The sequence below is a fragment of the Paenibacillus silagei genome (genome assembly GCF_017874735.1).
GTDB classification, from domain to species: domain Bacteria; phylum Bacillota; class Bacilli; order Paenibacillales; family Paenibacillaceae; genus Paenibacillus_AQ; species Paenibacillus_AQ silagei.
In genome coordinates this window covers 120259-145125 of the sequence record NZ_JAGGLV010000003.1, presented here as the reverse complement: position 1 = coordinate 145125, position 24867 = coordinate 120259, and the positions used below count along the sequence as shown (strand labels likewise).

The 24867-nt window shown below is 54.4% G+C and carries 24 protein-coding genes; 4 read left to right on the top strand and 20 right to left on the bottom strand.

Annotation, left to right across the window (positions count from 1 at the left end; all coding sequences use genetic code 11):
* The first annotated feature begins 39 nt into the window (after positions 1–39).
* Positions 40–639: an AAA family ATPase gene (locus J2Z70_RS06155; protein WP_209870483.1), complete on the top strand. Its 600-nt coding sequence runs from the start codon at positions 40–42 to the stop codon at positions 637–639.
* On the opposite strand, the gene J2Z70_RS06150 is transcribed toward J2Z70_RS06155, so the two are convergent.
* Both J2Z70_RS06150 and J2Z70_RS06145 read right to left on the bottom strand, forming a co-directional pair.
* Positions 629–1546 carry a class I SAM-dependent methyltransferase gene (locus tag J2Z70_RS06150; RefSeq protein ID WP_209870480.1) on the bottom strand — a complete coding sequence of 306 codons (918 nt, stop codon included), beginning with the start codon at positions 1544–1546 and terminating at the stop codon, positions 629–631. The genes J2Z70_RS06155 and J2Z70_RS06150 overlap by 11 nt on opposite strands.
* A gap of 609 nt (positions 1547–2155) precedes the next feature.
* Positions 2156–3541: a sedoheptulokinase gene (locus J2Z70_RS06145; protein ID WP_209870478.1), complete on the bottom strand. Its 1386-nt coding sequence runs from the start codon at positions 3539–3541 to the stop codon at positions 2156–2158.
* A gap of 135 nt (positions 3542–3676) precedes the next feature.
* Here J2Z70_RS06145 and J2Z70_RS06140 point away from each other — a divergent pair, with 135 nt between their 5' ends.
* A complete protein-coding gene (locus tag J2Z70_RS06140) occupies positions 3677–4435 on the top strand; it encodes an SDR family oxidoreductase (protein ID WP_209870475.1) in 759 nt (252 codons plus the stop codon).
* Positions 4436–4497: 62 nt separating this feature from the next.
* Here J2Z70_RS06140 and J2Z70_RS06135 read toward each other — a convergent pair whose 3' ends face one another.
* From J2Z70_RS06135 to nirB, 5 genes are all read right to left on the bottom strand, one after another.
* The gene (locus tag J2Z70_RS06135) at positions 4498–4818 is read right to left on the bottom strand and encodes an iron-sulfur cluster biosynthesis family protein (RefSeq protein ID WP_076086617.1); all 321 of its coding nucleotides are present in this window, start codon (positions 4816–4818) and stop codon (positions 4498–4500) included.
* A gap of 235 nt (positions 4819–5053) precedes the next feature.
* Positions 5054–5821, bottom strand: coding sequence for a uroporphyrinogen-III C-methyltransferase (gene cobA, locus J2Z70_RS06130; RefSeq protein WP_209870472.1), 768 nt, complete (start codon positions 5819–5821; stop codon positions 5054–5056).
* On the bottom strand, positions 5818–6705 hold the full coding sequence (locus J2Z70_RS06125; protein WP_209870469.1) for a formate/nitrite transporter family protein: 888 nt from the start codon (positions 6703–6705) through the stop codon (positions 5818–5820). Before J2Z70_RS06125 ends, cobA begins: the two co-directional genes overlap by 4 nt.
* A gap of 37 nt (positions 6706–6742) precedes the next feature.
* On the bottom strand, positions 6743–7054 hold the full coding sequence (nirD, locus tag J2Z70_RS06120) for a nitrite reductase small subunit NirD (RefSeq protein ID WP_209871050.1): 312 nt from the start codon (positions 7052–7054) through the stop codon (positions 6743–6745).
* 18 nt (positions 7055–7072) lie between these two features.
* On the bottom strand, positions 7073–9502 hold the full coding sequence (nirB, locus tag J2Z70_RS06115; protein ID WP_245368021.1) for a nitrite reductase large subunit NirB: 2430 nt from the start codon (positions 9500–9502) through the stop codon (positions 7073–7075).
* Between the two features lie 339 nt (positions 9503–9841).
* Here nirB and J2Z70_RS06110 point away from each other — a divergent pair, with 339 nt between their 5' ends.
* Both J2Z70_RS06110 and J2Z70_RS06105 read left to right on the top strand, forming a co-directional pair.
* The gene (locus J2Z70_RS06110) at positions 9842–10438 is read left to right on the top strand and encodes an ANTAR domain-containing response regulator (RefSeq protein WP_209870468.1); all 597 of its coding nucleotides are present in this window, start codon (positions 9842–9844) and stop codon (positions 10436–10438) included.
* A gap of 12 nt (positions 10439–10450) precedes the next feature.
* A complete protein-coding gene (locus J2Z70_RS06105) occupies positions 10451–11500 on the top strand; it encodes an anthranilate phosphoribosyltransferase (protein ID WP_209870466.1) in 1050 nt (349 codons plus the stop codon).
* A 75-nt stretch (positions 11501–11575) separates the two neighbouring features.
* On the opposite strand, the gene J2Z70_RS06100 is transcribed toward J2Z70_RS06105, so the two are convergent.
* The 13 genes from J2Z70_RS06100 to J2Z70_RS06040 all read right to left on the bottom strand — a co-directional run bounded on the left by J2Z70_RS06100 (position 11576) and on the right by J2Z70_RS06040 (position 24866).
* Positions 11576–12079 carry a DMT family transporter gene (locus J2Z70_RS06100; RefSeq protein WP_209870464.1) on the bottom strand — a complete coding sequence of 168 codons (504 nt, stop codon included), beginning with the start codon at positions 12077–12079 and terminating at the stop codon, positions 11576–11578.
* A gap of 18 nt (positions 12080–12097) precedes the next feature.
* Entirely contained in the window at positions 12098–12523 is a 426-nt protein-coding gene (locus J2Z70_RS06095) for a DMT family transporter (RefSeq protein ID WP_036693966.1), read from the bottom strand.
* A 185-nt stretch (positions 12524–12708) separates the two neighbouring features.
* Positions 12709–13110, bottom strand: coding sequence for an NUDIX hydrolase (locus J2Z70_RS06090; protein ID WP_036728610.1), 402 nt, complete (start codon positions 13108–13110; stop codon positions 12709–12711).
* Positions 13103–15139, bottom strand: a complete 2037-nt coding sequence (locus J2Z70_RS06085) for an elongation factor G (RefSeq protein WP_209870463.1) — start codon at positions 15137–15139, stop codon at positions 13103–13105. Before J2Z70_RS06085 ends, J2Z70_RS06090 begins: the two co-directional genes overlap by 8 nt.
* A 9-nt stretch (positions 15140–15148) precedes the next feature.
* Positions 15149–16132 carry an aldo/keto reductase gene (locus J2Z70_RS06080; protein WP_209870461.1) on the bottom strand — a complete coding sequence of 328 codons (984 nt, stop codon included), beginning with the start codon at positions 16130–16132 and terminating at the stop codon, positions 15149–15151.
* 133 nt (positions 16133–16265) lie between these two features.
* Positions 16266–16832 (bottom strand): ATP-binding protein, encoded by a 567-nt coding sequence (locus tag J2Z70_RS06075; RefSeq protein ID WP_209870458.1) that lies wholly within the window; start codon positions 16830–16832, stop codon positions 16266–16268.
* 28 nt (positions 16833–16860) lie between these two features.
* Positions 16861–17694 (bottom strand): GNAT family N-acetyltransferase, encoded by an 834-nt coding sequence (locus tag J2Z70_RS06070; protein WP_209870455.1) that lies wholly within the window; start codon positions 17692–17694, stop codon positions 16861–16863.
* 29 nt (positions 17695–17723) lie between these two features.
* Positions 17724–19010, bottom strand: a complete 1287-nt coding sequence (locus J2Z70_RS06065) for a sensor histidine kinase (protein WP_209870453.1) — start codon at positions 19008–19010, stop codon at positions 17724–17726.
* Positions 18997–19677, bottom strand: coding sequence for a response regulator transcription factor (locus J2Z70_RS06060; RefSeq protein WP_036728619.1), 681 nt, complete (start codon positions 19675–19677; stop codon positions 18997–18999). The genes J2Z70_RS06065 and J2Z70_RS06060 overlap by 14 nt, the downstream gene beginning before the upstream one ends.
* 29 nt (positions 19678–19706) lie before the next feature.
* Complete coding sequence (locus J2Z70_RS06055) at positions 19707–20489, bottom strand: ABC transporter ATP-binding protein (protein WP_209870450.1); 783 nt, start codon at positions 20487–20489, stop codon at positions 19707–19709.
* Positions 20490–20755: 266 nt separating this feature from the next.
* Positions 20756–23107, bottom strand: coding sequence for an ABC transporter permease (locus J2Z70_RS06050; protein WP_209870447.1), 2352 nt, complete (start codon positions 23105–23107; stop codon positions 20756–20758).
* A gap of 148 nt (positions 23108–23255) precedes the next feature.
* Positions 23256–24428: an alanyl-tRNA editing protein gene (locus J2Z70_RS06045; protein WP_209870445.1), complete on the bottom strand. Its 1173-nt coding sequence runs from the start codon at positions 24426–24428 to the stop codon at positions 23256–23258.
* Between the two features lie 3 nt (positions 24429–24431).
* The gene (locus J2Z70_RS06040) at positions 24432–24866 is read right to left on the bottom strand and encodes a GNAT family N-acetyltransferase (protein ID WP_209870443.1); all 435 of its coding nucleotides are present in this window, start codon (positions 24864–24866) and stop codon (positions 24432–24434) included.
* Position 24867: the final 1 nt, after the last annotated feature.

The window sequence follows — 24867 nt, the reverse complement described above, 5'->3', positions numbered from 1 at the left end:
CTATACTGGGATTTGCAAGTAGGATAAGGAGTGAGACAGATGAACAAGCTGGTTTTTTTCCTCGGACCCGGAGGGGCGGGCAAAACCACACTAGCCAAGGCTGTTGCAGCCCGGCGTCCGGCGGCAGTGTTCGATATGGACATTCTGCTGCGTCCGGCAGCAACCGCGATCATGACTATGCATGGGCTTGACCCTGACGACAGAGATTCTGATGAGTATAAAAAACTATGCCGCGACCTCGGTTATCGCATTACTATGGATGCAGCGCTGGATAATATCGGTCTGTCCAGCGATATCTACGTGGTGGGTCCCTTTACCAAAGAAGCGGCCGATCCGGAGTGGATCGGCCGCGAACTGGCGCGCATCGGGCGCACACTGGAGGAAGTCGAGGTCAAGGTAGTCCTGGTAGGACTTGCGGATGCAGCCATGTTCCGTGAACGACTTGAAGGCAGGCATTCCGCGCTCGACACCTTGAAGTTCGCCCATTGGGAGAACTTTAGCGCTTCTCTAGGTCCCCGCACCGTAGCCTGGCCGCTCCCGTCTGCTCAGGTGGCGCAGATCGACAATTCCCATCCTGACCGGAATGTCGCTGTAGCGGCGGTGGAGGCTTTTATTTATGGAGAGGAAGCTACCGCTTAACCGCATGAACATAATGGATCGTCTCAAAAGCGCTTAGAGCATCACTTCGGCCGCTGAAAAACCTCTCGTTGATCTCAACCGGAGACAGGTGCTCGTAGACCAGCAGCCCGGCCTCGGCCAGCAGCTCCTCTATCTCCGAATAGCTGAACCAGGATTGCATGGGCTCGCCGCTGGCAGCAGCCATTTGCACCATTTTGGCCACCCGGCCGGACACACCCTGCTCTTCCATTAAATACTCATCTGCATAATCCAGAACGATAGAGCTACCTGAGGGAACTTTTGCGAGCAGCTCCTTAATCAGGCGGGCATTCTCCTCCTTGGTAAGGTAGTAGGATACCCCCAGCAGGCTGAACAAGGTCTTAGCTTCGGGATCGAATCCCCGATTAAGCAAACTGGAATACGTGAATTCGCCCGTGAAGTCCATGGGGACGAGATGAAGATTGCCCGGAACCTCAAGCTGTGCGTCCTTAAGCCTCTGCTGCTTGGATGCCTGGGTAGCAGGAGCATCGACTTCAAAAATCGTGAGCCGCTCCATAAGCGTAGGATAACGGTAGGCAAAGCTGTCCAGCCCCGCGCCAAGAATTACATACTGTTTCAGCCCGAGACTCAGCTCATGCAGCACAATAGCCTCACAGTAGGCAGCACGTGCCAGCGGTGTGGGGGATAACTGAACCTGGACAATCCATCTCAAGATGGCTTCAGGATCATCCGGGTACCTCTCCGCGATCTCGGGATTGAAAAAAGCAATCCCCTGGACCATATTCCTGCGGATATCCGCGAATTCCTGCGGTGATATCAGCTTCGGCGCCACATCATCATTGAATATCTTGGGATTGTCATATTGACTGTGATAAGCTCGGCCAAAAGCGGCCACTAAGGCAGTCATGCTGGACTTGTTCTGCTTCATTAATGGTTCCTCCATGCAAAAATAAGATTCCCCTGGCCAGGAGAACCTTATTATAAACACAAACTACTAATATGTAAATTATAGCATATAAAATATTTTTTGTCAATGATAGATGTTACAATATTTCCTGTTTATCCCTGATCTAACGAGCCCATTAGCTGAAAAAGAATTCGGCCTGTGTTCAGTTATGCGGCTAAATACCCGTATTCCCAGTCTAACATCGTATTGAATACATATAGATAAGCTTGTCTGTTGTGCATAATTGCAACTCTCCCATCACTATTTGATATAGCCTATTATAGTAAAACTCCCCTGACAGACGGTGTCAGGGAAGATGGGTAGAATGGGGAGAATCTACGTTAGCGCTTGGGTGGAAGCTCCGCAAACAGAACGTCGTTCCCATCGCTGTTGTGTCCAGATTTTTTTTCATCCCCCTTAGCGGTAAAAATCCGGACACAAAGGTGAACGCTTCGCTTGTACACAATCGTTCTGCCCGCTCTGCTGTTTAAGCGAGAACTGAAGAACTACCGGGGCTTCCGGCGATTTCTGCAAGGGGGCTGTCACCGCTCATAGAAAATTCACTTTTGAGACAGCACCCTTTCCGTTAACTCAGCCAGACTCTGCTCTAAGATAAGCCCCTGCATCACCGAAGCTTGCGATCTCCCCGCCGCCGACAGCGGCACAGAGCGCCGCCCCTACCGCCGCTTCTTCAGCATGTTCACCAAGCTCAAGCGGTAGCCCGAAGGCTGCTTCAGCCTTGGCGCACAGCACCGGATTCGCCCGCAGCGCATTGCCTGAGCCTATAAGGCGGCTGAATGTGCCCGCGCCCTGCTGTTCAAGCTCTGGCAGGAAGCTGTGCAATTCATCTACCATCCCTTGCAGAAAAGCATGGGCCAGCCCGCCGGGAGTAAAATTCTCCAGTGTGATTCTTTCCACACTGCCGCGGTTCTCCGGGTCTGTCCTCGTCCCCAGAAACTGTGTGTTCACCGTAAGTCCTGTGCTACCGCTTCCCGGAACCTGTTCACTGAGCAGTCTGGACATCAGGGAATAGACATCTGTCGGCGCTTCTCCGGTGTATGCGGTAATCAGCTGCCGGAAGAATCCCTCCAGCAGGGCATAAGACTTGCCGCCGCTCAGGGCGGCTCCCACCATCAGCACCCCGCCGCCTGGGAACGGGCGTACCTCCATAGTGGAAGGAGCGTTGGCGCAATCAGGCACCCAGACCGAGAGCTGGCTCCCTGTGCCGATGTTCAGCAGCAGGGATTCCCCGGGCTGTGGCACACTGCCCAGGAAGCTGGCCTGATTATCTCCGAGCGAAGTGTATACGGGAATGCCTTGTGCCGTGCTACCGATTGCCGTCCCGGAGGGGACGAGCTGCGGCAATAACGAACAATCGATGCCGGCCATACTAATCGCGTTTCTATCGAAATCCCCTGTCCTCAGACTGAAGCCCCCGATCCCCGCCGCCTGCGTTGCATCAATCCGCGGCACATTACTATTCGCCAGCCTCATCGCAACATAGTCCGCAATCGTGCAGAAGCCGACTGCATGCTCAGGGACAAGCTGCCCGGACACATTATAGTAATGGGTGGCGAGTCCATAGCCGGGAGCTACAGTGTACCCGGTAATATTGCTGAGCTGCTGCGCATAGGTAGGACTGCCCGTCCTTCCGGTGTGCTGTCCCGCCCGTCCATCCTGCCAGGTATACAGCGGACCTATTGCTCTGCCATTTGTATCCAAATAGACAATCCCATGCATCTGCCCGGTTAGGCCAATTCCTGCTACTTCCGGCTGCTGCGCCAGCAGACGGTCAAGTATGTGTTCCACCTGCTTCACAATCAGTTCCGGGTCCTGCAGCCGCTCCCATTCCTGATTCAGGCTGAAAGGCAGGCTCGCTTGTGCTTCCGTAATACTATATAGAATCGTGCGTATCTCCAGATCATAGAGCAGCCCGGAAATGGATGTGGTTCCGATATCTAGTCCGGCAGTAATCATAGGCTCCATCCTCTTCCCTGTTGTATAGCCCATATGTTAAGCCTTCGCGAAGGATAGCGTCAACCGGGCGCATAAAACACTATGAAGCAAAAGATACTAGACCAGAGAAAGATAACTATACACGGAGGTACATATATGAGACTTCACAACAAAGTAGCTGTAGTAACCGGGGCGGCATCCGGGATGGGGAAGGCGATTGCCGTCCTGTATGCGAAGGAAGGGGCCAAGGTCGTAGTGGCGGATATTCATTTGGAGGCTGCAGAGACGGTGGCCGGTGACATTAAAGCTGGTGGCGGGGAAGCCATAGCGGTACAAGCCAATGTTGCAAATGAGTCTGATATCCAGAATCTGATCGACAGTACAGTCAACACCTACGGCACGGTAGATATTCTGGTGAATAATGCGGGGATCATGGATAACTTTGAACCGGCGGGTGATATTGAGGATGAGAGCTGGGAGCGGGTTCTCGCTGTCAATACAACTTCGGTGATGCGTGCTACGCGTAAGGTACTGCCTATTTTCCTGGAAAAGCAACAGGGTGTTATCATTAACGTAGCCTCGGTAGGCGGTCTGTTCGGTGCCCGTGCCGGTGCGGCTTATACAGCCTCGAAGCATGCAGTTATCGGCTTTACGAAGAATACCGGATTCATGTATGCTGCCAAGGGAATCCGCTGCAATGCGATTGCGCCGGGCGGTGTGGAGACCAATATTGGTTCAACCATGACTCATATCAATCCTTTTGGCATGGAACGTACACAGCCGGGCATGGCGCTTAATCCGCGGATGGGCCAGCCCGCAGAAATCGCACAGCTCGCTCTGTTCCTGGCTTCAGAAGAAGCAGGCTTTGTGAATGGGGCAGTCATTACCGCAGACGGCGGATGGACGGCTTATTAGCAAAGGCCATCCCCCGCATGCTACGAGAAGATGGCCTCTTTTCTTAAACTATCTTTATTGCTTCAGCTCCGTGCATCCTGCACCCTGATATTGCTCCCGAATAAGGTGGAATCACTCGTCAGCTTGTAGGCCGGATACCCGGCCTCTGCTTCGAGGCGCATCACGTCATCGAACAGCAATTCCTGCTGGCGGTCACACAGGAAGGTAAAGGGCTCGGTCTGAAACACAATATCTGTCGGCGAAGGCTCGCTGACTACCCGGATGACCAGCATGCCATTACAGCCGCAGTCCTCCGTATCGTAGAACATTTTGAATTGCCCGGGCTTCCCGGCCAGACTCTGCTCCAGCCGTTCGCGGGTCATTGCATTAAGCTCAATCTGCATCTGTAATTTCTCCCTTCAGGACAACCTGTCCGTTATGCTGTATCTGTAGGCGACAAGTATAGTCCCTAATCTGCGCAGACCCGTGTGACAGCAGTCACTGTGAATGTGAAAATATGACTTTCAGCGCAGCATGCCACATCATCGATATAATCTCCCTCCTGAATATAACACAGAAACAGGCGCTGCCATAACCCGGCTCACTGCCCGGAGATGTGGGCGCCTGCCCTATTCTGCTTCACCCGATCTGCGAACGTACGGCTTCCTCCAGATTCAGCAGCTCCGCTCTGACCTGGACCACCTCACCGATAATGATCATGGCCGGATTGCTGATCTTCATCGCGGCGGCGACCTTGTCGATATTGCCAAGCGTGCCGGTCACGATCCGTTCGCGCACCGTTGTTCCGTTCTCAATTAATGCAACCGGGGTCTGCGGATCTTTGCCGTGTACCAGCAGTTCCTTGCAGATCTCCCCCAGCTTGCTTACGCCCATATAAATCACAAGCGTATCCACACCATGGGCCAGCGCATCCCAACGCAGCGGCGAATCTTGGGTCTGGTAGCGGCTGCCAGTCACGATGGCGAAGGAGGCCGCCACACCGCGATGGGTCAGCGGAATGCCCGCAGAAGCGGCTGCGCCGACCGCCGAGGTGATTCCCGGAATCACCTCATAGGGAATACCGGCTGCAGCTGCGGACAACGCTTCTTCCCCGCCTCTGCCGAACACGAACGGGTCGCCGCCCTTCAGCCGGACTACATGGCTTCCGGCTGCGGCATAGCGGATCATCAGCCGCTCTGTCGTCTCCTGCGGCATCGAATGCAGGCCCGGCGCTTTACCGCAGTAGATGCGCACGGCATCGCCCCGGGCATAGTCCAGCAGCTCCTCGTTCACCAGCCGGTCGTACAGAATCACATCGGCACATTGAATGTGCCGCAGCGCCTTCAATGTAATCAGCTCGGGATCACCCGGACCTGCGCCTACAATAGATATGCTGCCCTGCTTCATACGCTTTTCTCCAGGGCAGGTGTGCCCGCGAGCCCCGCCTCTCCGCGTCCCGGAAGCTCTGCTCCCGCAGTTGCTCCGGGTTTGCTGCCTTTTTGCGACCCGCTGCCTTTTTGCGATAAGTAGAATAGCAGGCCCGTGAATAGCAGACCGCCCGCGAAGTTGCCGAGGAGCACCGGAATGCCGTTCCAGACCCACCAGTCCGCCAACGTCACATTCGCTCCAAGCATCATCCCCGCCGGAATGACGAAGAAATTGACAACCGTGTGCTCGAAGCCCTGTCCGAAGAAGGTCAGGATGGGGAGCCACATGGCGAGGATTTTGCCGGAGGTGGATTTCGAGGTCATCGCCATCACCGCACCCAGCGTAACCATCCAGTTGCAGAGCATCGCCTTGATGAAGGCCAGCGCCAGTCCCTCTGCCTCCAGGCTCTGATAAGCAATCGTCTTCCCTTCACTTGCCGTAATCAGCGTCTGCACCATGGGATTCGACAGATCGGTCCCCATCTTCGTAATCGTCAGCCCGTATAATGCGGCATAGATGGCACACCCGATCAAATGTCCAAGAATGACCCAGAAATAATTCCCCAGCATGCGCCTGATGGTGGTCTGCTTCTCCAGCACGGCCAGCGGAATCAAGGCGAAGCTTCCGGTAACCAGCTCCAGTCCGAGGAGAATAATCATTACGAAGCCTACCGGAAAAAGAATCGCGCCCGCCATAGGGATCTTGGTCTGTGCCACTGCGGTGAAGGCCAGTGTGGTGGCGCATGCCAGAATGGCACCGCCGAGACTGCCGCGGACAATGAGCTGCATGATGCCCAGTTCTGCTTTGGTTTTTCCCGCTTCAATCATGGAGCCCAGCACTTCGCCTGGTTTGACATAGTCCATTATGAATCCCCCCTTATACTGTCCCTGTATGAATGAATTAGATCGTTAAGTACAAGTTGCCTGTGGCATAATCGACTTCCACCTCATAGGTGGTCACATGTCCCGTATCGGGGGCCTGCACCTCGCCTGTATGCAGCTCGATCCGCCAGTCATGGAGCGGGCAGTGCACCTTGGAGCCGCAGACCATGCCCTCCGAGAGCAGGCCGCCCTTGTGCGGACAACGGTTCTCCACCGCCAGCACCTCTCCGCTGCTTAGCCGGAACAAGGCAATCTCAGTATCTCCTACCCGTAATTTACGTGATCCTTTGATATCTACCTCATTCAGGTTGCCGATTAGCAGTTTGGTCATTGTCATTTCGGTTCCTCCTTAGACCGTCTCGGGTAACGAGATCACTTCAAAATTCTTGCGCAGCTCCGGGGTATTTACAATCTGCTTCCATGGATCGGTAGTCAGGCTGAGCGTCTTCTGAATTCTCTCCACCAGCGCCGCCCGTTCCTCCGGTGATTCCAGCGCCTGCTTGATGCTGTCCAGGTCCACGCGCTCGATCCACTGTGCGGTCCGTTCGTTCCATCCGGCTTGCTCGCGGTAATACTGCAGGAACGCGCTTGCCCATTCCAGGACCTCATCATCGGTCTTCACCACACAGAGCAGATCGGTCGCCCGGACATGAACGCCGCCGTTGCCGCCGACATGCAGCTCCCAGCCGCCGTCAATCGCCACCACCCCGAAGTCCTTGATTGTCGCTTCCGCACAGTTGCGCGGACAGCCGGATACAGCCAGCTTCACCTTCCCCGGCGCATTCAGCCGTTCAAAAGCCTTCTCCAGCCGAATGCCCATCCCCAGCGCATCCTGGGTCCCAAAGCGGCAGAAGGTGGAGCCTACGCAGGTCTTCACGGTGCGCAGCGTCTTGCCGTAGGCATGCCCGGAAGGCATATCCAGCTCCTCCCACATCTTCGGCAGATCCTCCTTCTTCACGCCCAGCAGATCCAGTCGCTGCCCTCCGGTGAATTTGACCAGCGGCACATCGTATTTCACCGCGACCTCCGCTATCTTGATCAGCTCCGCCGGAGAAGTGACCCCGCCATAGATTCTCGGCACCACAGAATAAGTTCCGTCCTTCTGGATATTGGCATGGTAGCGCTCATTCGTATATCTGGATTCATTCTCATCCACGTATTCCTCCGGCCAGAGCATGCCCAGGTAATAGTTCAGTGAAGGGCGGCATTTCGGGCAGCCTTCCTCGTTGCTCCAGGACAATACATGCATGACTTCCTTCACCGTAGTCAGCTTCATCCGCTTAATCTCAGCGACAATCTCATCCCGCCCGAGCGTCGTACAGCCGCAGATTCCCTCCTTGACTGTAACGGCAGCCTCTCCGGCATAGAGCTGGAGCAGTCCCTCTACCAATGGCTTGCAGCCGCCGCAGGAGGCGGAGGCTTTGGTGCAGGCTTTGATCTGGCCGACACTGGTGCAGCCGCCGGCGGTAATCGCTTCGGCAATGGTTCCCTTCGTTACTCCGTTGCAGCCGCAGATGATCTCGTCATCGGGCATCCCTTCCAGCCGGTTGCCCTTGGGCGCAGCCAGCGCATCGGCCTCCAAGCCGAGCAGCAGCTCTTTCTCGCGCCCCTTAATATTCTCGCCTTTCTTGATCATCGAGAAGAGCTGCGCGCCGTCATTCGTATCACCGAACAGGACAGCGCCGATCAGCTTATCCTCCTGGATGACCAGTTTCTTGTAGATTCCCTCCGTCTCATCTTGGAACCGGAGCGCTTTTGTTCCGGGCTGCTCGTTGTATTGTCCCGCTGAGAAGACATCTACACCAGATACCTTCAGCTTGGTTGAGGTGACTGAACCGGCATAGCCCTCTGTGGGAGCGCCTGCCAGTCTTTTGGCCAGCACAGCGCCTTGCTCATATAGCGGCGCTACCAGGCCGTAGGCAATTCCGCGATGCTCTGCACATTCCCCTACGGCGTAAATGCCGGGCAGGCTGGTCTCCATATAATCGTTCACCACGATGCCCCGGTTCACCTCAATCCCGCTGCTGCGGGCAAGTTCCACATTCGGCTTGATGCCGACCGCCATCACGATCAGATCGGCCTCCGCCATCTCGCCGTCTGCGAACAGCAGGCCTTTGACTCTCTTTTTGCCGAGAATGGCTTCCGACTGCTTCTTCAGCAGGAACTTCATGCCCTGAGCCTCCAGCTCTCCCCGCAGCATCCGGGATGCCGCCTCGTCTAATTGACGCTCCATAATATATTCGTGGATGTGAACCACCGAGACGTCCATCCCCAGATGCAGCAGCCCTCTGGCCGCCTCCAATCCGAGTAGACCGCCGCCGATGACAAGCGCTTTGCTGTATTTTTGCGAAACGTCCTGCATGATCTCCGTATCCTTGATATCGCGGAAGGCAATGACGCCCTCCTTCTCCGTTCCGGGGATCGGCAGCATGAAGGGATTAGAGCCGGTCGCCAGAATCAGCTCGTCATACGCGGCGGTAACTCCTTTATTCGTATAGACTGTACGTGCAGCGGTATCAATAGAAGTTACTGTGTGTCCCGTATACAAGGTAATATTGAAGCTGCGGTACCATTCGAGATCATTAATTACGATTTCATCCAGGCTTGCCCCGCCTGCCAGCACGGAAGACAGCATGATGCGGTTATAGTTGGGATAAGGCTCTGTGCCAAAAATCGTAATCTCGTAGGCCTCCGGCGCCAATTTGAGCAGATGCTCAATGGCTCTGACCCCCGCCATCCCATTGCCGACTAATATTAGTTTTTTACGCTTCACTGTCATCTGTATCTCTCTCCTCTCCAGGTGCACAACAGAAATAGCCCGCTTCACCCCGCCCGGAAAAGATACATTTCCCGTAAGCGATATAAGTGAGAGCAGGCGCCATTGCCGCTTCAGCCGAATACATCGTTGTATTCGTGAATTGTTGAATTTGTTAAAACGACTATACTACAGCCGTCTACGATACGTCAATAATTATGACATATAAAATTTAATTAATTTAATTTATCGACAATAACGCTGGATTAGTGTTATATAATATAACATAATCTATCCTGTAATTGGATTATCTGCAATTATACAAGATGTCTCTATTCTTAGGTAAAAGGAGCGTCGTCCCCCATGCATTCCCTGCTCGTAATAGAACCTGCTGGAACAGAGAATCCCGCAGAAGCGCGCTCCTCTGATGGGCCTGATCACATCTTAAGCTCTTGCGGCTATGTAGTTGGAACCGCAGCGTCACCGGAGCAGGCCGCTCCGTTCATCGGCGATGCCGACGCCTTCATCCTCAATCTTCCGGTGACGGATATCAGCCACTGGAGATCCCTGCTGGTGCGGCAAAGAATCGCGCCGGTAATCTGGTGGTGTACCCCGCATACCGCTAACCTCTCCGTCTCTGCCTGCGGCGACGATATCATGGTGGACGGTATTCTGTCCCCCGCCATGAAGCCGCCGGAGATTCACTGGACGCTGCATTTCAGTGCCAGGCAATGCTTCGAGCGCAAGCAATGGCTGAAGGAACGGGAGCAGTTGCTATCCCGGATCGAAGAACGTAAATGGATCGATATGGCCAAAGGCATTCTGTCCAAGGCCAAGAACATCAGCGAATCGGAAGCCTATGACCTGCTGCGCAAGCAGGCGATGAATGAACGCAAACGGATCGTGGATGTAGCAACCTCCATCGTCAAGGTCTACCAGATGCTGCAGAATCAAACTTAAGGAGAACACCCTATGATTAATATTCTCAAGGAAGTTGCCCGCGGCAAACGCGGTGCGAAGGATTTAAGCTACGGAGAAGCCGAATATGCGGCGGAAGCCATACTCACCCGGGCTGCTTCACCGGTCCAGATCGGCGCGTTCCTGATCGCAGAGCGCATGAAGCTGGAGAGCCTGGAGGAGCTGGAGGCTTTTGTGGCAGTCTGCCGTAAATACGCCTTCCGTGAGCCTGTTCACCAGGGAATCGACTGCGCCGGTCCGTATGACGGGAGAGTGCATTCCTTCATCGCTACCTTCCCCACGGCCTTTCTGCTGTCAGCCGCAGGTCTGCCGGTTACCCTGCATGGTTCAGCGGGCTTGCCGCCCAAATGGGGAATTACGCTACAGGATATTATCCAGGCCAGCGGAGTGGATGTAGCCGGACTACGCCGCAGCGACGCGGTTCATGCCGCCGAAGCCAGCGGGGTTCTGTTCGTGAAGTCGGAGCAGTGGTGCCCGCCGCTGGGGGAGCTTCGCGGACTACGTGAGGACATTGGGATGCGGACGATTTTCAATACGGCTGAGAAGCTGATCGACTATTCCTGCTCGCCGTTTATTGTATTCGGGATATTCCATAATACGGTATTCGACCGAATCTCCCGGCTCATAGTGAAGCTCGGCTATCAGCGCGGGCTGGTGGTGCAGGGCGTGGAAGGCTCGGAGGATCTGTACATTGACCGGCCGAACCGCGTATACCGGATTCAGGACGGAGCGGCGGAGCTGGATATCATCGACCCCGACTCGCTTGGCCTGGAGGTTCCCGTACCTGCTGAGCAGGAATGGACGGCTCTGCGGCAGCTCCGTACGGCAGAAGAGGTCCTGCAAGGCGGCGGGCATATGGCCTACTACAACCAGACGCTGCTGAACGCCGCTGCCAGACTGCATGCCGCCGGGCGTGTGAATTCTATTGAGGAAGGCGTCTATACCTGCAAGCCTCTGCTGGACAACGGCCAGGCCTGGGAGACTTACCAGCGCTGGCAGCACGCTCTGGCGGGCAGAAGGGTCGCTTCACTCGGGCAGGGGTGAGAGTGAAGTGGTGTAAGGGGCGTGCCATCCGCATTCCTGCGGGGCACGCTCTCTTCCGTTAATGCATTACTTCCGTTAATCCGTATGCAGCGCCCCCTGCGGCTTGCCGGAACCCGGCGTCCCGGCGGGCTCTTTGGCATCGCTTTTGCCGCCCAGCTTGAACACCAATATCCCGCCTACGATAATAAGCACGCCGATCAGCTGGTTGAACGAGAACGGAACCTTCGCCAGGCCCAGCCAGCCCAGTGAATCCCAGAGCAAGGCGAAGCCGAGCTGGGCAGTAAGTACAATCGAGATGGCATAGGTGGCGCCAAGGATTCTGGTGGCCTGGACCAGGCAGATCACGACCCCCACGCCGATCATTCCGCTTAACCAGTACCAAGGCTGCATGTGCTGCAGCGTGAACATATTCTTCCCTTCCATAATCAGCCCCATGACAAGGGAAGCGGCGAAGCCCATGCCCAGCACTAGTGTAGTGGTCGACCAAGAGCCTGTATGCTCATTGACTTTGGCGTTGAAAATATTCTGTAAACTGACCAGCGCCCCCGCGATCAGTGCAAGTACTAATCCTGTTAACATATCTCTTGCCCCCTTCGTTTAGAACTTCAGTACGACTACCCCGAGAATCATCATCCCGATGCCGATAAACTGCGGCAGCTTCATCTTCTGCCGGACGACTCCGAACCAGCCCCGGATATCAATGATAAACGTCAGGCAGAGCTGGGCAATCAGCAGCGCCGAGATCGTCAGCGTAACCCCGATGTTCTGAATCGCAGTCACCTCGCTGAAAATCACGAAGGCGGCCAGACCGCCGCCGCTGATGTATAACGGATGTACCTTGCGGAAGCCGTGCTTTTTGCCGTCCCGTACCACCAGCGCTATCGCTAACGCCATAATGAATCCGGTAAGCTGGGTAATGGTTGCCGCCTGCCACGTGCCGATATCCTGACTGATTCTGGCATTGGCCACCCCCTGAAGTGTAATGCAGGCCCCGGCCAAAAATGCGAATATAATCCCTCTCATCTGTCTCTCTCCTCTTTTTGCTTCTCTGTACTTATTAAAAGCCAGTTCGCCGGATTGTGGAAGGACATATGTCCTATTTGGTAAAAGTGTACTCGCCTCGCCGCCTGCATCGCCCTGCTAAAGAGACAACAAGCCCGTTTCAGGCCGGGTTCCGGCTCAAAACGGGCTTACTCTCTCTTCTATATTCAGGAGATGAGGCTCATCTCCCGCAGCTTGTCCATGATGATGACGCTGACCGCCGATACCCGGTCTATGTCCTTATAGGTTAACCAGGCCAGCTCTTCAATCTCCGAAGCCGGGGCAAGCTCACCTGTGAAATCTGCGGTAAGGCAGGTCATCCGCACGAGCACGCCTTCCGCTTTGCCATGGGCCGGAGCCTCGAAGCTTCCGAACTCCGCAATCGTCTCCGGCAGGATCTGAACGGACAGCTCCTCCTCAACCTCACGGATCAGAGTCTCTGCATCACTCTCGCCGGGCTCCCGCTTGCCGCCGGGAAAATAATAAGTGTCTTTACCTTTGGATCGCGCGCCCAGCACCTTGCCGTCTACGACGTAAATCCAGGCTACCTTATCTATTACATTAGTCATTGTCAATCTGCACCTTTCCTTCTACTTCACGCTGAAACGGCACTGCTCTCTTAAGAACCGTGTACCCGTTCCTGCTTGCTGCTTGAATATGCATATGCTGTCCGGCCTCTTCCCAGGGTACAGCATATCCCTCCCCCTTGGCACAAAAAATAGACGCCGAGGAGTAGGCCGGATCTGCATTTTTATTATAATTCCGCTGCTCCACCACCGTCTTGGTCTGATGGCAGGGCTCATATCCGGCTACTCTGAGCGACATCGATCCCTTGCCCTGCGTCATCGCTGCCAGTCTCACTCCGTAATTCATGAAGCTTGCCGCCGGAACTGTGCCGGTAATTACGGCCTTGGACGGTGTGATATCCGGGGGATTGAAGCGGCCTCCAGCCTGCTGGATATCACTCATAACCTTTCCCACATCGTCCGGATCTATCCGGATTTTCAGGTCGTAGACCGGCTCCAGCAGCAGATTCTCTGCCTGCTCCAGCCCCTGGCGCAACGCGCGGTAAGCCGCTTCCCGGAAATCGCCGCCGCTCGTATGCTTATTATGCGCCCTTCCCGTAAGCAGGGTGATCTTCAGATCCGTCAGCGGGGAACCGGTCAATAGGCCGTGATGGCCGCTCTCCAGCAGATGCTGCTCAATCTGATGCTGATAGCCTGCCGCCAGATCATCCGGGTGGCAGCGGTTAATGAAGGTGATCCCGCTCCCGCGCTCCCCGGCCTCAAGCATCAGATGAACCTCGGCGTAGTGGCCCAACGGCTCGAAATGCCCGCAGCCATAGACCGTACCGGCAATAGTCTCCTTATAGAGAATCTCCGGCGCGCCAAAAGAGATCTTAAGCTGAAACCGCTCCGCCACAATCTGCTCAAGAATTTCAAGCTGTATCCCGCCCATCACTTGAATATGCAGCTCCTGAAGATCTTCATCCCAGCTTACATTCAGTGACGGATCTTCCGCGCCGAGCTGTCCGAAGGCATGCATCAGCTCCTTCAGGTGCACGGGCGGCTTGAAGAGTACCTTGGATTTCAAGGTGGGAATAAGTCCGCTGCCCTGCGCGTCCTGAAGTGCGCCCACTCCCGCACCCGGAAGCACGGAGCTTAGGCCTACAACGGCGAACAGCTCCCCGGCGGCGGCCCAGTCCGCAGCACTATAAGCAGTACCGTTGTACTTGCGGATTCCGGTAATCCGTTCGGATATTTGTTCTGACTCGGGTCCATACGTCAAGAACTCACGGTTCTTCAGCACGCCTTGAAGGGCTTTGATGTAGGTGATGCGGGTGCCTCTGGCATCGTGGCGGATCTTGTAGACCCTCCCGGCAAAAGGCAGCGTATAATCGTACTCCGTGAACGTGAGCGCATCCAGAACCTCCAGAAATTCACCCACGCCCTGGTCCAGCAGCGCAGAGCCCTGCATACACGGAAAAATCTCTCCGCACTTCACCATAGACCTCAGCGCACTGCGGCAATCGCTGTCCGTCAGCGTGCCTTCAAGATAAGATTCCAGCAGCGTCTCGTCGCGTTCGGCAAGGAACGATTTCATCTCCTCGGTCCATGCTGCTTCCGGCTGCTCCGGCAACAGCAAGGCATCACCGCTAAGCAGTTGCCGGATCTCTTCCAGGACCCGTTCAGGATCACTCCCTGCACGGTCGGTTTTATTAATGAAGAACAGGGTGGGAATCCGGTGCTGGCGCAACAGCTGCCAGAGCGTTTCGGTGTGACTCTCTACACCTTCCACCGCGCTGAGAATCACCACTGCATAGTCCAGCACTTGCAGACAGCGCTCCATCTCCGGGGAGAAATCGACATGGCCCGGCGTATCCAGCAGGAAATAGCGGGCATCCTTATAGGTGAACTCCGCCTGATCGGCGAAGACGGTGATCCCGCGTGCTTTTTCAATCTCATGGGTATCCAGGAACGTATCCTGATGGTCCACACGCCCCCTGCTGCGGATGGCTTCGGTATGGTAGAGCAGCTGCTCGGCGAAGGTCGTCTTCCCGGCATCTACATGGGCGAGTAGTCCGACAGTTATATTCATAGAGTACCGCTACACCTCTCCACGAATATGCGGAACCACCTCTGACTGGTAAAAGGCAGCCAGGCGCTCCATATCCCCAGGGCTGAAGGAGGGTACATCCAGAGTGGCCAGATTATCGTTCACCTGAGACTCATTCTTGAAGCCCGGAATCACACAGCTGACGGCCGGATGGTCCAGAATCCAGCGCATAGAGGCCTGTGCCATATTGCCACGTCCTTCAGTGATCCAATCCAGCTTCTGCGCCAGTTCTACACCTTTAACAAAAGGCAGCCCGGAAAAGGTTTCGCCCACATTGAACTGCTCCCCGTTCGCGTTGAACTTGCGGTGGTCGTTGTCCTGGAAGGTACTGGACGGCGTGAATTTGCCGGTCAAGAGACCGCTGGCCAGCGGCAGGCGCACCAGGATGCCTGCACCCTTGGCAGCAGCCTGCGGCAATAGCTCCTGTGCCGGCTGCTGCCGGAACAGATTGAAGATCACCTGAAGCGCCGCAACACCAGGATGCTCCAGGCAGAGCAAGCCCTCTTCGATGGTCTCTACGCTGACGCCGTAGTGGCGGATTTTACCCTCGGCCTTCAACTGGTCCAGCGCCGCGAACACACTCCCATCACGCAGAATCTCCATCGGCGGACAGTGGATCTGATACAGATCAATCGCTTCCCGCTCCAGACGCCGCAGGCTCTGCTCACAGTATTCACTGATCCGGCGCGCGGAGTAATTCTCCGGGTCATGGATATCACCGGCGCGGCAGAACTTCGTGGCAATATGTATCTCATCCTGCTTGCCCCGGGTCGCCTTGGCGAGCAGCTCCTCCGCATGGCCTCCGCCATAGACATCTGCCGTATCGAAGAAATTCACGCCCTGCTCCATCGCCGCCTGCAAGCCTCTCAGCCCGTCCTCATCCTTACTATTCCCCCAGTCCCCGCCAATCGCCCAAGTGCCAAAGCTGACCTCACTGACAGACAGACCCGTATTTCCCAGCTCGCGGTATTTCATTCTATGAACCTCCGTTTATGAGTTTGTGTGGAACCGTTCACAACTCTTCTTATTATGAAGGGTTTGGGCAGTCAGGTCCAGTTGGCAGCCGGATTGAACTTGAAGCATGGTCGTCCTTGCGGCGAACGAACATTCATATGGACTTCCCGCCTGCGATCTGGACGATCTTCTGAATCGTGCCGGGTACTTCATCGCTGTCGTTGATTACAAACAGATACTCCGACTCCCTCTCCGTTGGCGGCTCAGCCTGCCCCTTCTGTAAATCCGCGATTTGCCGGGTCAGCACTACATCGAAGCTCTTTGATTTTCTAAGGATAGCTGTGCTCCGTTCACTACTCGCTATACGCGAATACAGCAGCTCATCGGGCAGATTGAAATATACCAGCACACTAAGCAATCCCTTCTGGTGAAACCAATCCAGCATTCGCAGTCTGCCTTCCCTATTGGAGTTATTGTTACACATGATGATGTGCTTCTCCGATTCATGGACGGCATAATCCACTAACGTTCGGGTCAGAGCGTCCTTGAGCGTATTCGCCCCTTGCTTGGGCAGCAGACTTTCGTACTGAGAGTTGATGAATTCAGCAACATCATCCCGGTCAATAACGGCTGATTCAGGTAAGCGCCGCTCTAATTCTCTACCAAATGTGGTCTTCCCGCTATGCGTTTTACCGACTGTAAGGATTACTAACCTCTTCATCAATACCGCTCCTTTACGTTAATAGGTATTATCCTTCCATAACAAAAGCAAATACCGGATAACTCTCCACCGGCTCGAAGCCGAGCCTCAGCGCGAGCTTATGTGAAGCCATATTCTCATGCGTTGTTTCCCATAAGGGAAGCATTCCCTGATCGAGATAGTGGCTGATTAACGATACAGCGGCGAGCGTAGCATAGCCCTTCCCGCGCTCCGATTCTGCATAAGTATCTACATCAATGAAGTACCTGTTATTCACGCTGAAGCCGTTATTTTTGCAAAAGGAAACTACCTTATCCCTAATCTTCACTACAGCACCCGTGGCAGTCAGCCCAACGAACCTGTCATCTCTTGCAGACCTATTATGCTCCGGTAGGGTAAGAACAGGAAATTCTTCGTAGGCGACAGATAAATCTCCCTCCAAGGGGATAGCAGCACGCCTGTTTTTTAGCTGAACAAATCGTTCGATATTGAACTCATAGACCGACTCCATATGTCTGTCTACGCTCAGCCCGGCAATCCCAAGCTTCAATAGTTCCGTCCATGAATCACTATCATCCGTATAGATCTCGAACCATTTCTCTTGCCTCTGCTGGCAATCAGGTACGACTACCGTCTGCAAAAAAACCATCAGCTTCAGCCGATTGATCTCAGTACTGATATCTCCGGCAGCATACATCCATCTCCCCGTAGCCCATATCACAGCCAGTGTTGGTGCTTCCGTATGATCAGCAAATACCCGCCCGGGATAATTCTCCAGCAGGACGGATAAGGCGGGAAGGTGATGCTTTTTACCGGCATAAAAATCATAAACTGCAGCAAAATTCTCAGGTTGCAGCTCCAAAAGCTTATTCAGCTCATTCATTACGCTTCCCTCCATGTATGTATCTCACTTCAATACCGCAGCACCAGTACAAACCGCATACCCCGCTCAAGCGGCTCCGCGAAGATATCGCCGCCCATCTTCTGCAGCAGCTGCTTGCAGATGAAGAGGCCGAGGCCATTGCCCGGCTTGCCGTCCGCATTGGACCCGCGCCAGAAGCTGGTGAAGATATGGGGCAGCTCGCTCAGGAGCAGCGGCTCTCCCGAATTCTCGATCACAATCAGCTGGCGGTAATCCTCCTCGCGGAAGGTAATAGAGATCGACCTGCCGTCTCCATACTTAATGGCATTCTCAATGAGATTATTCAGCACCTCATGCAGCCTTTCTTCGTCTCCAAGCAGCAGCTTGTCCTGATAAGCACCTGCCGTGAGCTCCATCTTCAGCAGCTCCAGCCGCTCCTTATGGTTACGGATGACCTTGCCGACCAGCCCGCTGAGATAGAACTCTCCCGGTACCACCTCTACATTCTGCAAAGAAGAGACGGAAGCGGTGATGATCCCGCCGATCAGCTGCTCCATTTGTTCTGCTTGCTGACCAATCAGCCGGGCGGCCGATTGCCGCTTGACTTCGCTGTCATAGAGGCTGTCCGCCAGGGCGCTGGCGTAGAGCCTGATCGTGGCGACTGGGGTTTTAAGCTCATGCGAGAGGGACGCGATCAGCGTCTGGCGGTCCTTTTCCAGGCGGAGATTCGTCTCTTTCTGGGCATCCAGTGTCTGCCGCAGCAGGTCCAGCCCCCACACGAACCGGCCGAAGTACCGGCTACGGTGCTCCTTCATACCTATGCTCAGCTGCCCCCTGGATAACTCATAAGGCAACTCCTGCAGAGAATGGAACGGCCGCAGAATCTGCTTACGGATGTAGAACAGCAGCACCATCACGGCTCCAAGCGCCGCCAGCAGGAACAGATCTAGAACCAGAAGCGCATGAACATCCGGCCCGGGCATCCGGTAAGAGAACCTTAAGTATCCTGCGATTTGCTGATCCGCATACAAGGGCTTGACCATGAATTCATTGCTGTCCTCCACCCCGATACCGGCAAAAAAGCGCTGAACCTCATCCGGCCCCGCCTCCTTCCCGATCCAGCTTAAGCCGTTCACGTAGGTATACCTGTTCAGATCAGGCAGCAGTTCCTCCGGAGGAATTCCTCGCTGCACCTGCTCATAGATACGGCCTATCTCTATCCGGTAAGCCTTCCCGGCCGTCCCTGTCTCCCTGGAGGATACATATCCATTAAGAGCCGCTATGAACGTCAGCCCGAGAAGTAACGCCCAGAGCATCAGCCTGTTAAATGCCTTCATATTTATATCCCACTCCCCAGATGGTAACGATGCGCCTTGGATCTTTGGGGTTATGTTCGATTTTGTCCCGCAGCTTGTTCATATGTACGGTCAACGTGGACGGCTCACTGAAGCTGTCTGCCCCCCATACCTGCTGGAACAGCCACTCCTTGCGAAGCGCTTTGCCCTTGTTGCTCATCAGCAAGACCAACAGCTCGTACTCTTTGGCTGTCATCCCGAGCGGCTGCCCGCTTCTATATACTACTCTTGCGGTCTGATTCACTGTAAGTTCGCCATCCGTCAGCAGCAGCTTGTTCTCGTTCATCTCATAACTCCGCCGCAGGTGCGCCTTGACCTTCGCCGTCAGAAGAGGAGCCGAGAAGGGCTTCTCCAGGTAATCGTCCGCACCCAGCTCAAGCCCGATAATCTTGCTCTCATCCCCGTGGCGTGCGCTCATGATCAGAATCGGCAGATTGAACTTCTCCCTGGCGATTCTGCATACGGCGAAGCCGTCCAGCCCCGGCAGCATAATATCGAGCAGCAGCAGCTTGACGGCATTCGTCTCCAAATAAGCCAAGCCCTCTTCCGCAGAGGCCATACTGCATACAGAATATCCTTCCACCTGCAAAAAATCCTTCATCACCTCCGCCAGCTCCGCATTATCCTCAATGATCAGAATATCCGCCACGGCTCTCTCCTCCTGCTGCTTGCAGCTTCTTACCAGCCCATCTCCATCAGCCAGCCGGTCAGGCTGCGTTCACGTTCCCTCGGACCTTGCTCCGGTATATATTTGCCCAGCACATGCTCACCCTGAATATTGCCATCTACCATATACAGCACCTTATCACTCTGCGCGGCTACCTTTACATCGTGAGTAACCACCATCAGCGTTGTTCCTTCCCGGTTGATCCGGCAGAGCTCGGACATGACCTCCTGTGCGGCTTTGGAATTGAGCGCACCTGTCGGCTCATCCGCGAACAGCATAGCCGGCTTGTTGATGAGCGCCCGGCAGATGCAGGCCCGCTGCAGCTGTCCGCCGGACACCTCTGTAATGTCATGGCCCGCTGTCTCCATAATGTTCAGCTTCCGCATCAGCTCATCGGCATATTGATTCACCTCGCTGCGGCTGCGTCCCTGTCCGCCTCTCTTGCCGCTCAGCGACTCATAGCCTGATAGAATAATATTATCATAAACCGAGAGATTGCTCAGCATATGCATCTGCTGGAAGATGAAGCCCATTTTGTGCAGCCGCAGTTCAGCCATGCCCTTCTCAGAGAGCTGCGAGAGACTCTCCCCGTCAAATACCACCTCGCCCGCCGTAAGGCGGTCCATCCCGCTGACGGTATAGAGCAGCGTAGACTTGCCCGAACCGGACGGCCCCATGACAGACACGAACTCCCCGGCATGAAGCGAGAAATTGATATTCCGCAGAACATTATTCTGACTTTTATTGACGATATAGGTCTTGCATAGGTTGGTTACTTCAAGTAATGCTGCCATTTCGTCACTCCTTCTTTTCTTTTAATATAAACGCTTGGTTCTATTTACAAGAATCACAAAGTTATAAACATTGAGCTTAATCGTCGCTGCGGTGAACATTTGGACTTCCGGCCACTGTTAGGTTTGGATTTCCTGATTTGGACCGCTGCTCGCGGTAGAAATCCAAACCTAAAGGCGGACGCTACCGCTCCTCCAGTTCCAAATTTCCCCTCCGCTCCTTTAGCTTTTTGTTATTTCCCGTGATTCTTATTCTAGAATCCAATCGCCTATTCCTTATTCATATTCCATATCTGTACCCGCTTGATCTGGCCGCAGCTGGTGTACACTGCCAGCATGACCACGGCAAGGATCAGCAGCGGATACAGCAGATAGACCTGAAGCGGAAGAATATTTAACTGGAGGCTGGTCAGTCCGAAGATCCGGAAAATGAAACCCAGCAGGCGGGTGCCTAGGGTGTTCGCAGCGATAACGCCCAACACCAGGGAGACGGACATAATAATCAGAATGCGCAGCGCCTGCCACCGCCGGATCGCGGCATTCGTGAAGCCGATGCTTTTCATGACAGCAATGCCGTGAACCTCCTTCGCAATCATCAATCGGACGAACAGGCTGGTGATGAAGAACGTTATCATGCAGATGATGGCCGTGAGCAACCCGTTGATGCTGTGAAGCTGGCCCATAAAGCCGCCCGTGATCTCTCCCAGCAGTTCAAGCGAGGTTTTGAAGCCTTGTTCCGGGAACTGCTGCTGAATTTCCTTCATCATCCCCGCCTTCGCTTGCTCCGGGGCATGGAGTTCGCCGGAGAACAGGTAAGCGGATATTGTCTTCAGCTCATAGTCCCGGGCAATCCAGACCGCGTACCCCTCGTTGGAGATACTTTGGAACAGTCCGCTGATCATGAAGGTCCCCTGAACCCCGCCGATTTCAAAAGTAATATTATCGCCCACCCGTTTCCCGTATTTCTCGGACATGATAGTCGTAATTGCAATTTCATTCTTCAGCAGCGGGACCATCCCCTCCAGAATCTCAACAGACCCGTTCTGATCATTCTTCTGGCCGTTGATCCGCCGGTTGGCTTGCCCGTTATCGGAGATATATTTGGTACTTACCGTATAATTCGCTGTAAGCGTGACCTCGAAGCCCCGATCCTTCAGCCGCTTGGACAGGAGCGCCTTCTCCTGTTGGATCTGCTCAACGGGTTTCTCTGCCACGACGGTTGGGCTATAAAAATCCGCACCAATCGTACCGAAATATTCCAGGAACTTAGGAGTTACAATGGTATTGGTCAGATTGACCGGGATCAGAATGATCGCCGAGCTTAGGATCAGCGTCAGGATCAGTGAAGTGTAGCTCTTGAGCCGGTTCAGCACATCGCTTAGCGCGAGGAAGAACGGGGGCGGGATGAAACGGATTTTATGTAAATGAATGCGCCGGGACGCCTTGAAGCGTTCACCGGTCTGGCCTTGCCGGATTGCATCGATGGCCGATGCCTTGTTAATCTTGCGCATGCAGAGTAAGCAGAACAGCAGAATGAATGCGATCATAACCACCGTGCTAAGCGCCGAGATCATTATATTGGTGCTGCCTCCGGGTAAAATCATATACTGCGAGGTTTTGCGGGACATCAGCGCAGTCAATGGGAGACTGATGCCGAGTCCGAGAACGCCGCCGAGACAGGCCAGCCCTGTATATTTTGTCAGGTAGAGCTGCTTGATCGCCCGGTTCCTGAACCCGATGGCCTTCATAACGCCAATCTCCTTGTATTCATCCTGCAGAGTGGAGACAATGGTGAAGCGCAGGGTCAGAAAAGCAATGAAGATCAGAAACACGCTAATTGCAAACATCATGGCCGAGATCATCCGGTCCGTCATATAAGTCATCTTGACCAGCGCCTTATCCACCTCGAAGCTGATGGGCAGATCACTGTTCGCAAAAGAAGATGATATCTCAGTAGACGCTACACCCGGTGCCGCCACAAAGCTCCATAGATTCATCCATTTATCTTCGGGCACCAGCTTCTCTATTTCCTTGAAATCCTCTGCTGACAGCATGAGGCGCTTCAGTCCCAGCAGATCTGCCCCCATGAACGCATCCTTGAAGTAACCGTTCACCGTGAACGTTTTCGTAATCTCACCGAACTTCAGCTTCAACTGCTCTCCCGGTACGATACCACTGCTTAGCATCAGGCTGGCCGGAAGACCGATCTCCCCTGAGCGAAGTGAATATCGCTCATTGTCTTCACCGAAGACCAGGTTCACCTGCTCAGGAATAGCGGACAGCACGAAGCTTACATTTCCCGAGAAGCTCTTGCGGCCTTCCGGCATCGTAACCTGATTCAGTAAGAGATTGAGCTGCCGTTCTGTATAAGCTGTCTCCACCTTCTTTTCCTGCTTGACCCAGTCTTCTACTGCAGAGTTATAGCCAGGGTCATTGGCCAGCGTGATATTAAGATCCGCCACCTTGCTGACTTCGATGAAACTGCCCAAGGCGCTGGAGGTGGAATACATCAGGCTGGAGCTGCTTGCAGCTAGTGTGGAGGCCAGGATGATGAGGATCAGCAGAACGGTATTCATCACCTTTTTACGCCGCAAATCCTTTTTTAGAATTGTCAGGAACACGTTAATTTTCTCCCTTCGTCAAGCTCTGTCCTGATTATAAGACTTCAAATGTTAAATAATCCTTAAGTCGGTCCAGTCCTTGCTCACCCTATGAAAACAGCAAAAAGAGCTACGGAATAAACGCTCCATAGCTCCTTAACTGCCTGCCTCAGAATTGCCCTTTAGCAAAATTGTAAAATGCCAGTGCGTCTTCCCATGCCGGGAATCCGGCCTGAGCCAGCTTGTCGCTGCCCCCGCCCTTGCCCTGGTATCTGCCCAGATGAGCCTTGAAGAATGCTCCGCACGAGAATTCCGCAGAGCCGCTATGCGCGAGTACGGCCTTATTCTCCACCGCACTCAGCAGCAGCACCGGAAGGTCGGTCAACGCCGTCAGCTTCGCAGCCAGACTCTGCAGATCCTTAAGCGTTCTCCCGTCCGACATATGCGTGAGCACCCGGCTGCCCTCTTCCATTGAAGCTAACAGGTCCCGGGCCAGATAGCTGTCGTTCTGCTCCTTCACGACAGCCAGCTCTGCTACCAGCATCTTCTGCTCCTGCTCCCATTTGCTGATCCGGTCCATAATTTCGTCCTTGTTCGTATTGAATTTGGCCGACAACAGACTCAGGATTTGCATTTGATCGTTGAATTCCGCAAGCGCCCGGCTCCCGCATTTGAAGGTAATCCTGATATTGCCCTTCTGCTTCTCGGACCGCAGCAGCTTGATCATCCCAATCTCCCCTGTCGAAGACACATGGGTGCCGCCGCAGGCGTTATGCTCTACACCTTCAATCTCGACAATCCGGATGTCCTCCGTTACCTTAGGAAGCTTCACCAGCGGCAGCTTGGCCATTTCCTCTGCGGTCACGAAGTAGCTGGTAATTGCGCGGTTCAGATAGATCTGACGGTTCACCTCTTGTTCAGCTTCCGCCAGCTGCGCCGCAGATAGTTCCCCCAGATCAAGATCAATCGTGGCATAATCGCTGCCCAGGTGGAAGCTCAGTGTCAGTGCCTGATACAGCTCGCGGAATACCGCCGAGAGCAGATGCTGGCCGCTGTGCTGCTGCATATGGTCGAATCTCCGGCTCCAGTCGATGGCGCAGTCTACTTCAGTCTGCCCGGGAAGCTGCGCTACTTTATGCAGTACCTCCTGATCCTCCAGCACCACATCCAGTACAGCAATCCCGCCGATGGTTCCCGTATCGCAGGGCTGTCCGCCGCCGTGCGGGTAGAAGGCCGTCTCCGCAAGCGTCACATAGCTCCCGTCTTCACGCTCTATCGCGGAAGTGATCACGGTACTCCATTCTTGAATATAAGCTGAATCATAATATAGCTTCTTGGTCATCCCTTAAGCTCCCCCATTCGCATCCGTTGCAGGTCCGAAGAATTTCTCCATGACCACGTAATCCTTGCCGCCTTTGCTGAACACTTCATCCGTTCTCTGCATGCCGAATTTCTTGTAAAAGCCTGCCTTATACGTTCTGGCATTACAGAAAATCCGCCGCACCCCCGCCAGCTCCGCTTCCGCAAGAACCGTCTTCAGCAGCTTGCTGCCATAGCCCTGGCCCTGCTCCAGCTCCAGGGTAGCGAATTTGCGGAACTGTGCATCTGTGTCGTTAACGAAGAGGGATAACACAGAAACCAGACGATCCCCCACATACAGCCCGTAATGCTTGCCTTGATCGTCATCTGCCAGCTTAATATAATCCGGCTCCCGCTCAGGCCACATCACTTCATGCCTAAGCTTCCATACTTCTTCCTTATGTATAAGCTTGATCTCCATC

What these genes read in the sequence shown, in the direction of transcription:
- J2Z70_RS06105 (WP_209870466.1), top strand. Translation starts at nt 10,451, where the DNA reads ATGATTAATATTCTCAAGGAAGTTGCCCGCGGCAAACGCGGTGCGAAG.
- J2Z70_RS06065 (WP_209870453.1), bottom strand. Translation starts at nt 19,010, where the DNA reads ATGAAGGCATTTAACAGGCTGATGCTCTGGGCGTTACTTCTCGGGCTG.
- J2Z70_RS06055 (WP_209870450.1), bottom strand. Translation starts at nt 20,489, where the DNA reads ATGGCAGCATTACTTGAAGTAACCAACCTATGCAAGACCTATATCGTC.
- J2Z70_RS06145 (WP_209870478.1), bottom strand. Translation starts at nt 3,541, where the DNA reads ATGATTACTGCCGGACTAGATATCGGAACCACATCCATTTCCGGGCTG.
- J2Z70_RS06080 (WP_209870461.1), bottom strand. Translation starts at nt 16,132, where the DNA reads ATGAAATACCGCGAGCTGGGAAATACGGGTCTGTCTGTCAGTGAGGTC.
- J2Z70_RS06155 (WP_209870483.1), top strand. Translation starts at nt 40, where the DNA reads ATGAACAAGCTGGTTTTTTTCCTCGGACCCGGAGGGGCGGGCAAAACC.
- J2Z70_RS06100 (WP_209870464.1), bottom strand. Translation starts at nt 12,079, where the DNA reads ATGTTAACAGGATTAGTACTTGCACTGATCGCGGGGGCGCTGGTCAGT.
- J2Z70_RS06075 (WP_209870458.1), bottom strand. Translation starts at nt 16,832, where the DNA reads ATGAAGAGGTTAGTAATCCTTACAGTCGGTAAAACGCATAGCGGGAAG.
- nirD (WP_209871050.1), bottom strand. Translation starts at nt 7,054, where the DNA reads ATGACCAAACTGCTAATCGGCAACCTGAATGAGGTAGATATCAAAGGA.
- J2Z70_RS06085 (WP_209870463.1), bottom strand. Translation starts at nt 15,139, where the DNA reads ATGAATATAACTGTCGGACTACTCGCCCATGTAGATGCCGGGAAGACG.
- J2Z70_RS06135 (WP_076086617.1), bottom strand. Translation starts at nt 4,818, where the DNA reads ATGCAGATTGAGCTTAATGCAATGACCCGCGAACGGCTGGAGCAGAGT.
- J2Z70_RS06125 (WP_209870469.1), bottom strand. Translation starts at nt 6,705, where the DNA reads ATGGACTATGTCAAACCAGGCGAAGTGCTGGGCTCCATGATTGAAGCG.
- cobA (WP_209870472.1), bottom strand. Translation starts at nt 5,821, where the DNA reads ATGAAGCAGGGCAGCATATCTATTGTAGGCGCAGGTCCGGGTGATCCC.
- J2Z70_RS06150 (WP_209870480.1), bottom strand. Translation starts at nt 1,546, where the DNA reads ATGAAGCAGAACAAGTCCAGCATGACTGCCTTAGTGGCCGCTTTTGGC.
- J2Z70_RS06110 (WP_209870468.1), top strand. Translation starts at nt 9,842, where the DNA reads ATGCATTCCCTGCTCGTAATAGAACCTGCTGGAACAGAGAATCCCGCA.
- J2Z70_RS06090 (WP_036728610.1), bottom strand. Translation starts at nt 13,110, where the DNA reads ATGACTAATGTAATAGATAAGGTAGCCTGGATTTACGTCGTAGACGGC.
- J2Z70_RS06095 (WP_036693966.1), bottom strand. Translation starts at nt 12,523, where the DNA reads ATGAGAGGGATTATATTCGCATTTTTGGCCGGGGCCTGCATTACACTT.
- nirB (WP_245368021.1), bottom strand. Translation starts at nt 9,502, where the DNA reads ATGACAGTGAAGCGTAAAAAACTAATATTAGTCGGCAATGGGATGGCG.
- J2Z70_RS06140 (WP_209870475.1), top strand. Translation starts at nt 3,677, where the DNA reads ATGAGACTTCACAACAAAGTAGCTGTAGTAACCGGGGCGGCATCCGGG.
- J2Z70_RS06040 (WP_209870443.1), bottom strand. Translation starts at nt 24,866, where the DNA reads ATGGAGATCAAGCTTATACATAAGGAAGAAGTATGGAAGCTTAGGCAT.
- J2Z70_RS06045 (WP_209870445.1), bottom strand. Translation starts at nt 24,428, where the DNA reads ATGACCAAGAAGCTATATTATGATTCAGCTTATATTCAAGAATGGAGT.
- J2Z70_RS06070 (WP_209870455.1), bottom strand. Translation starts at nt 17,694, where the DNA reads ATGAATGAGCTGAATAAGCTTTTGGAGCTGCAACCTGAGAATTTTGCT.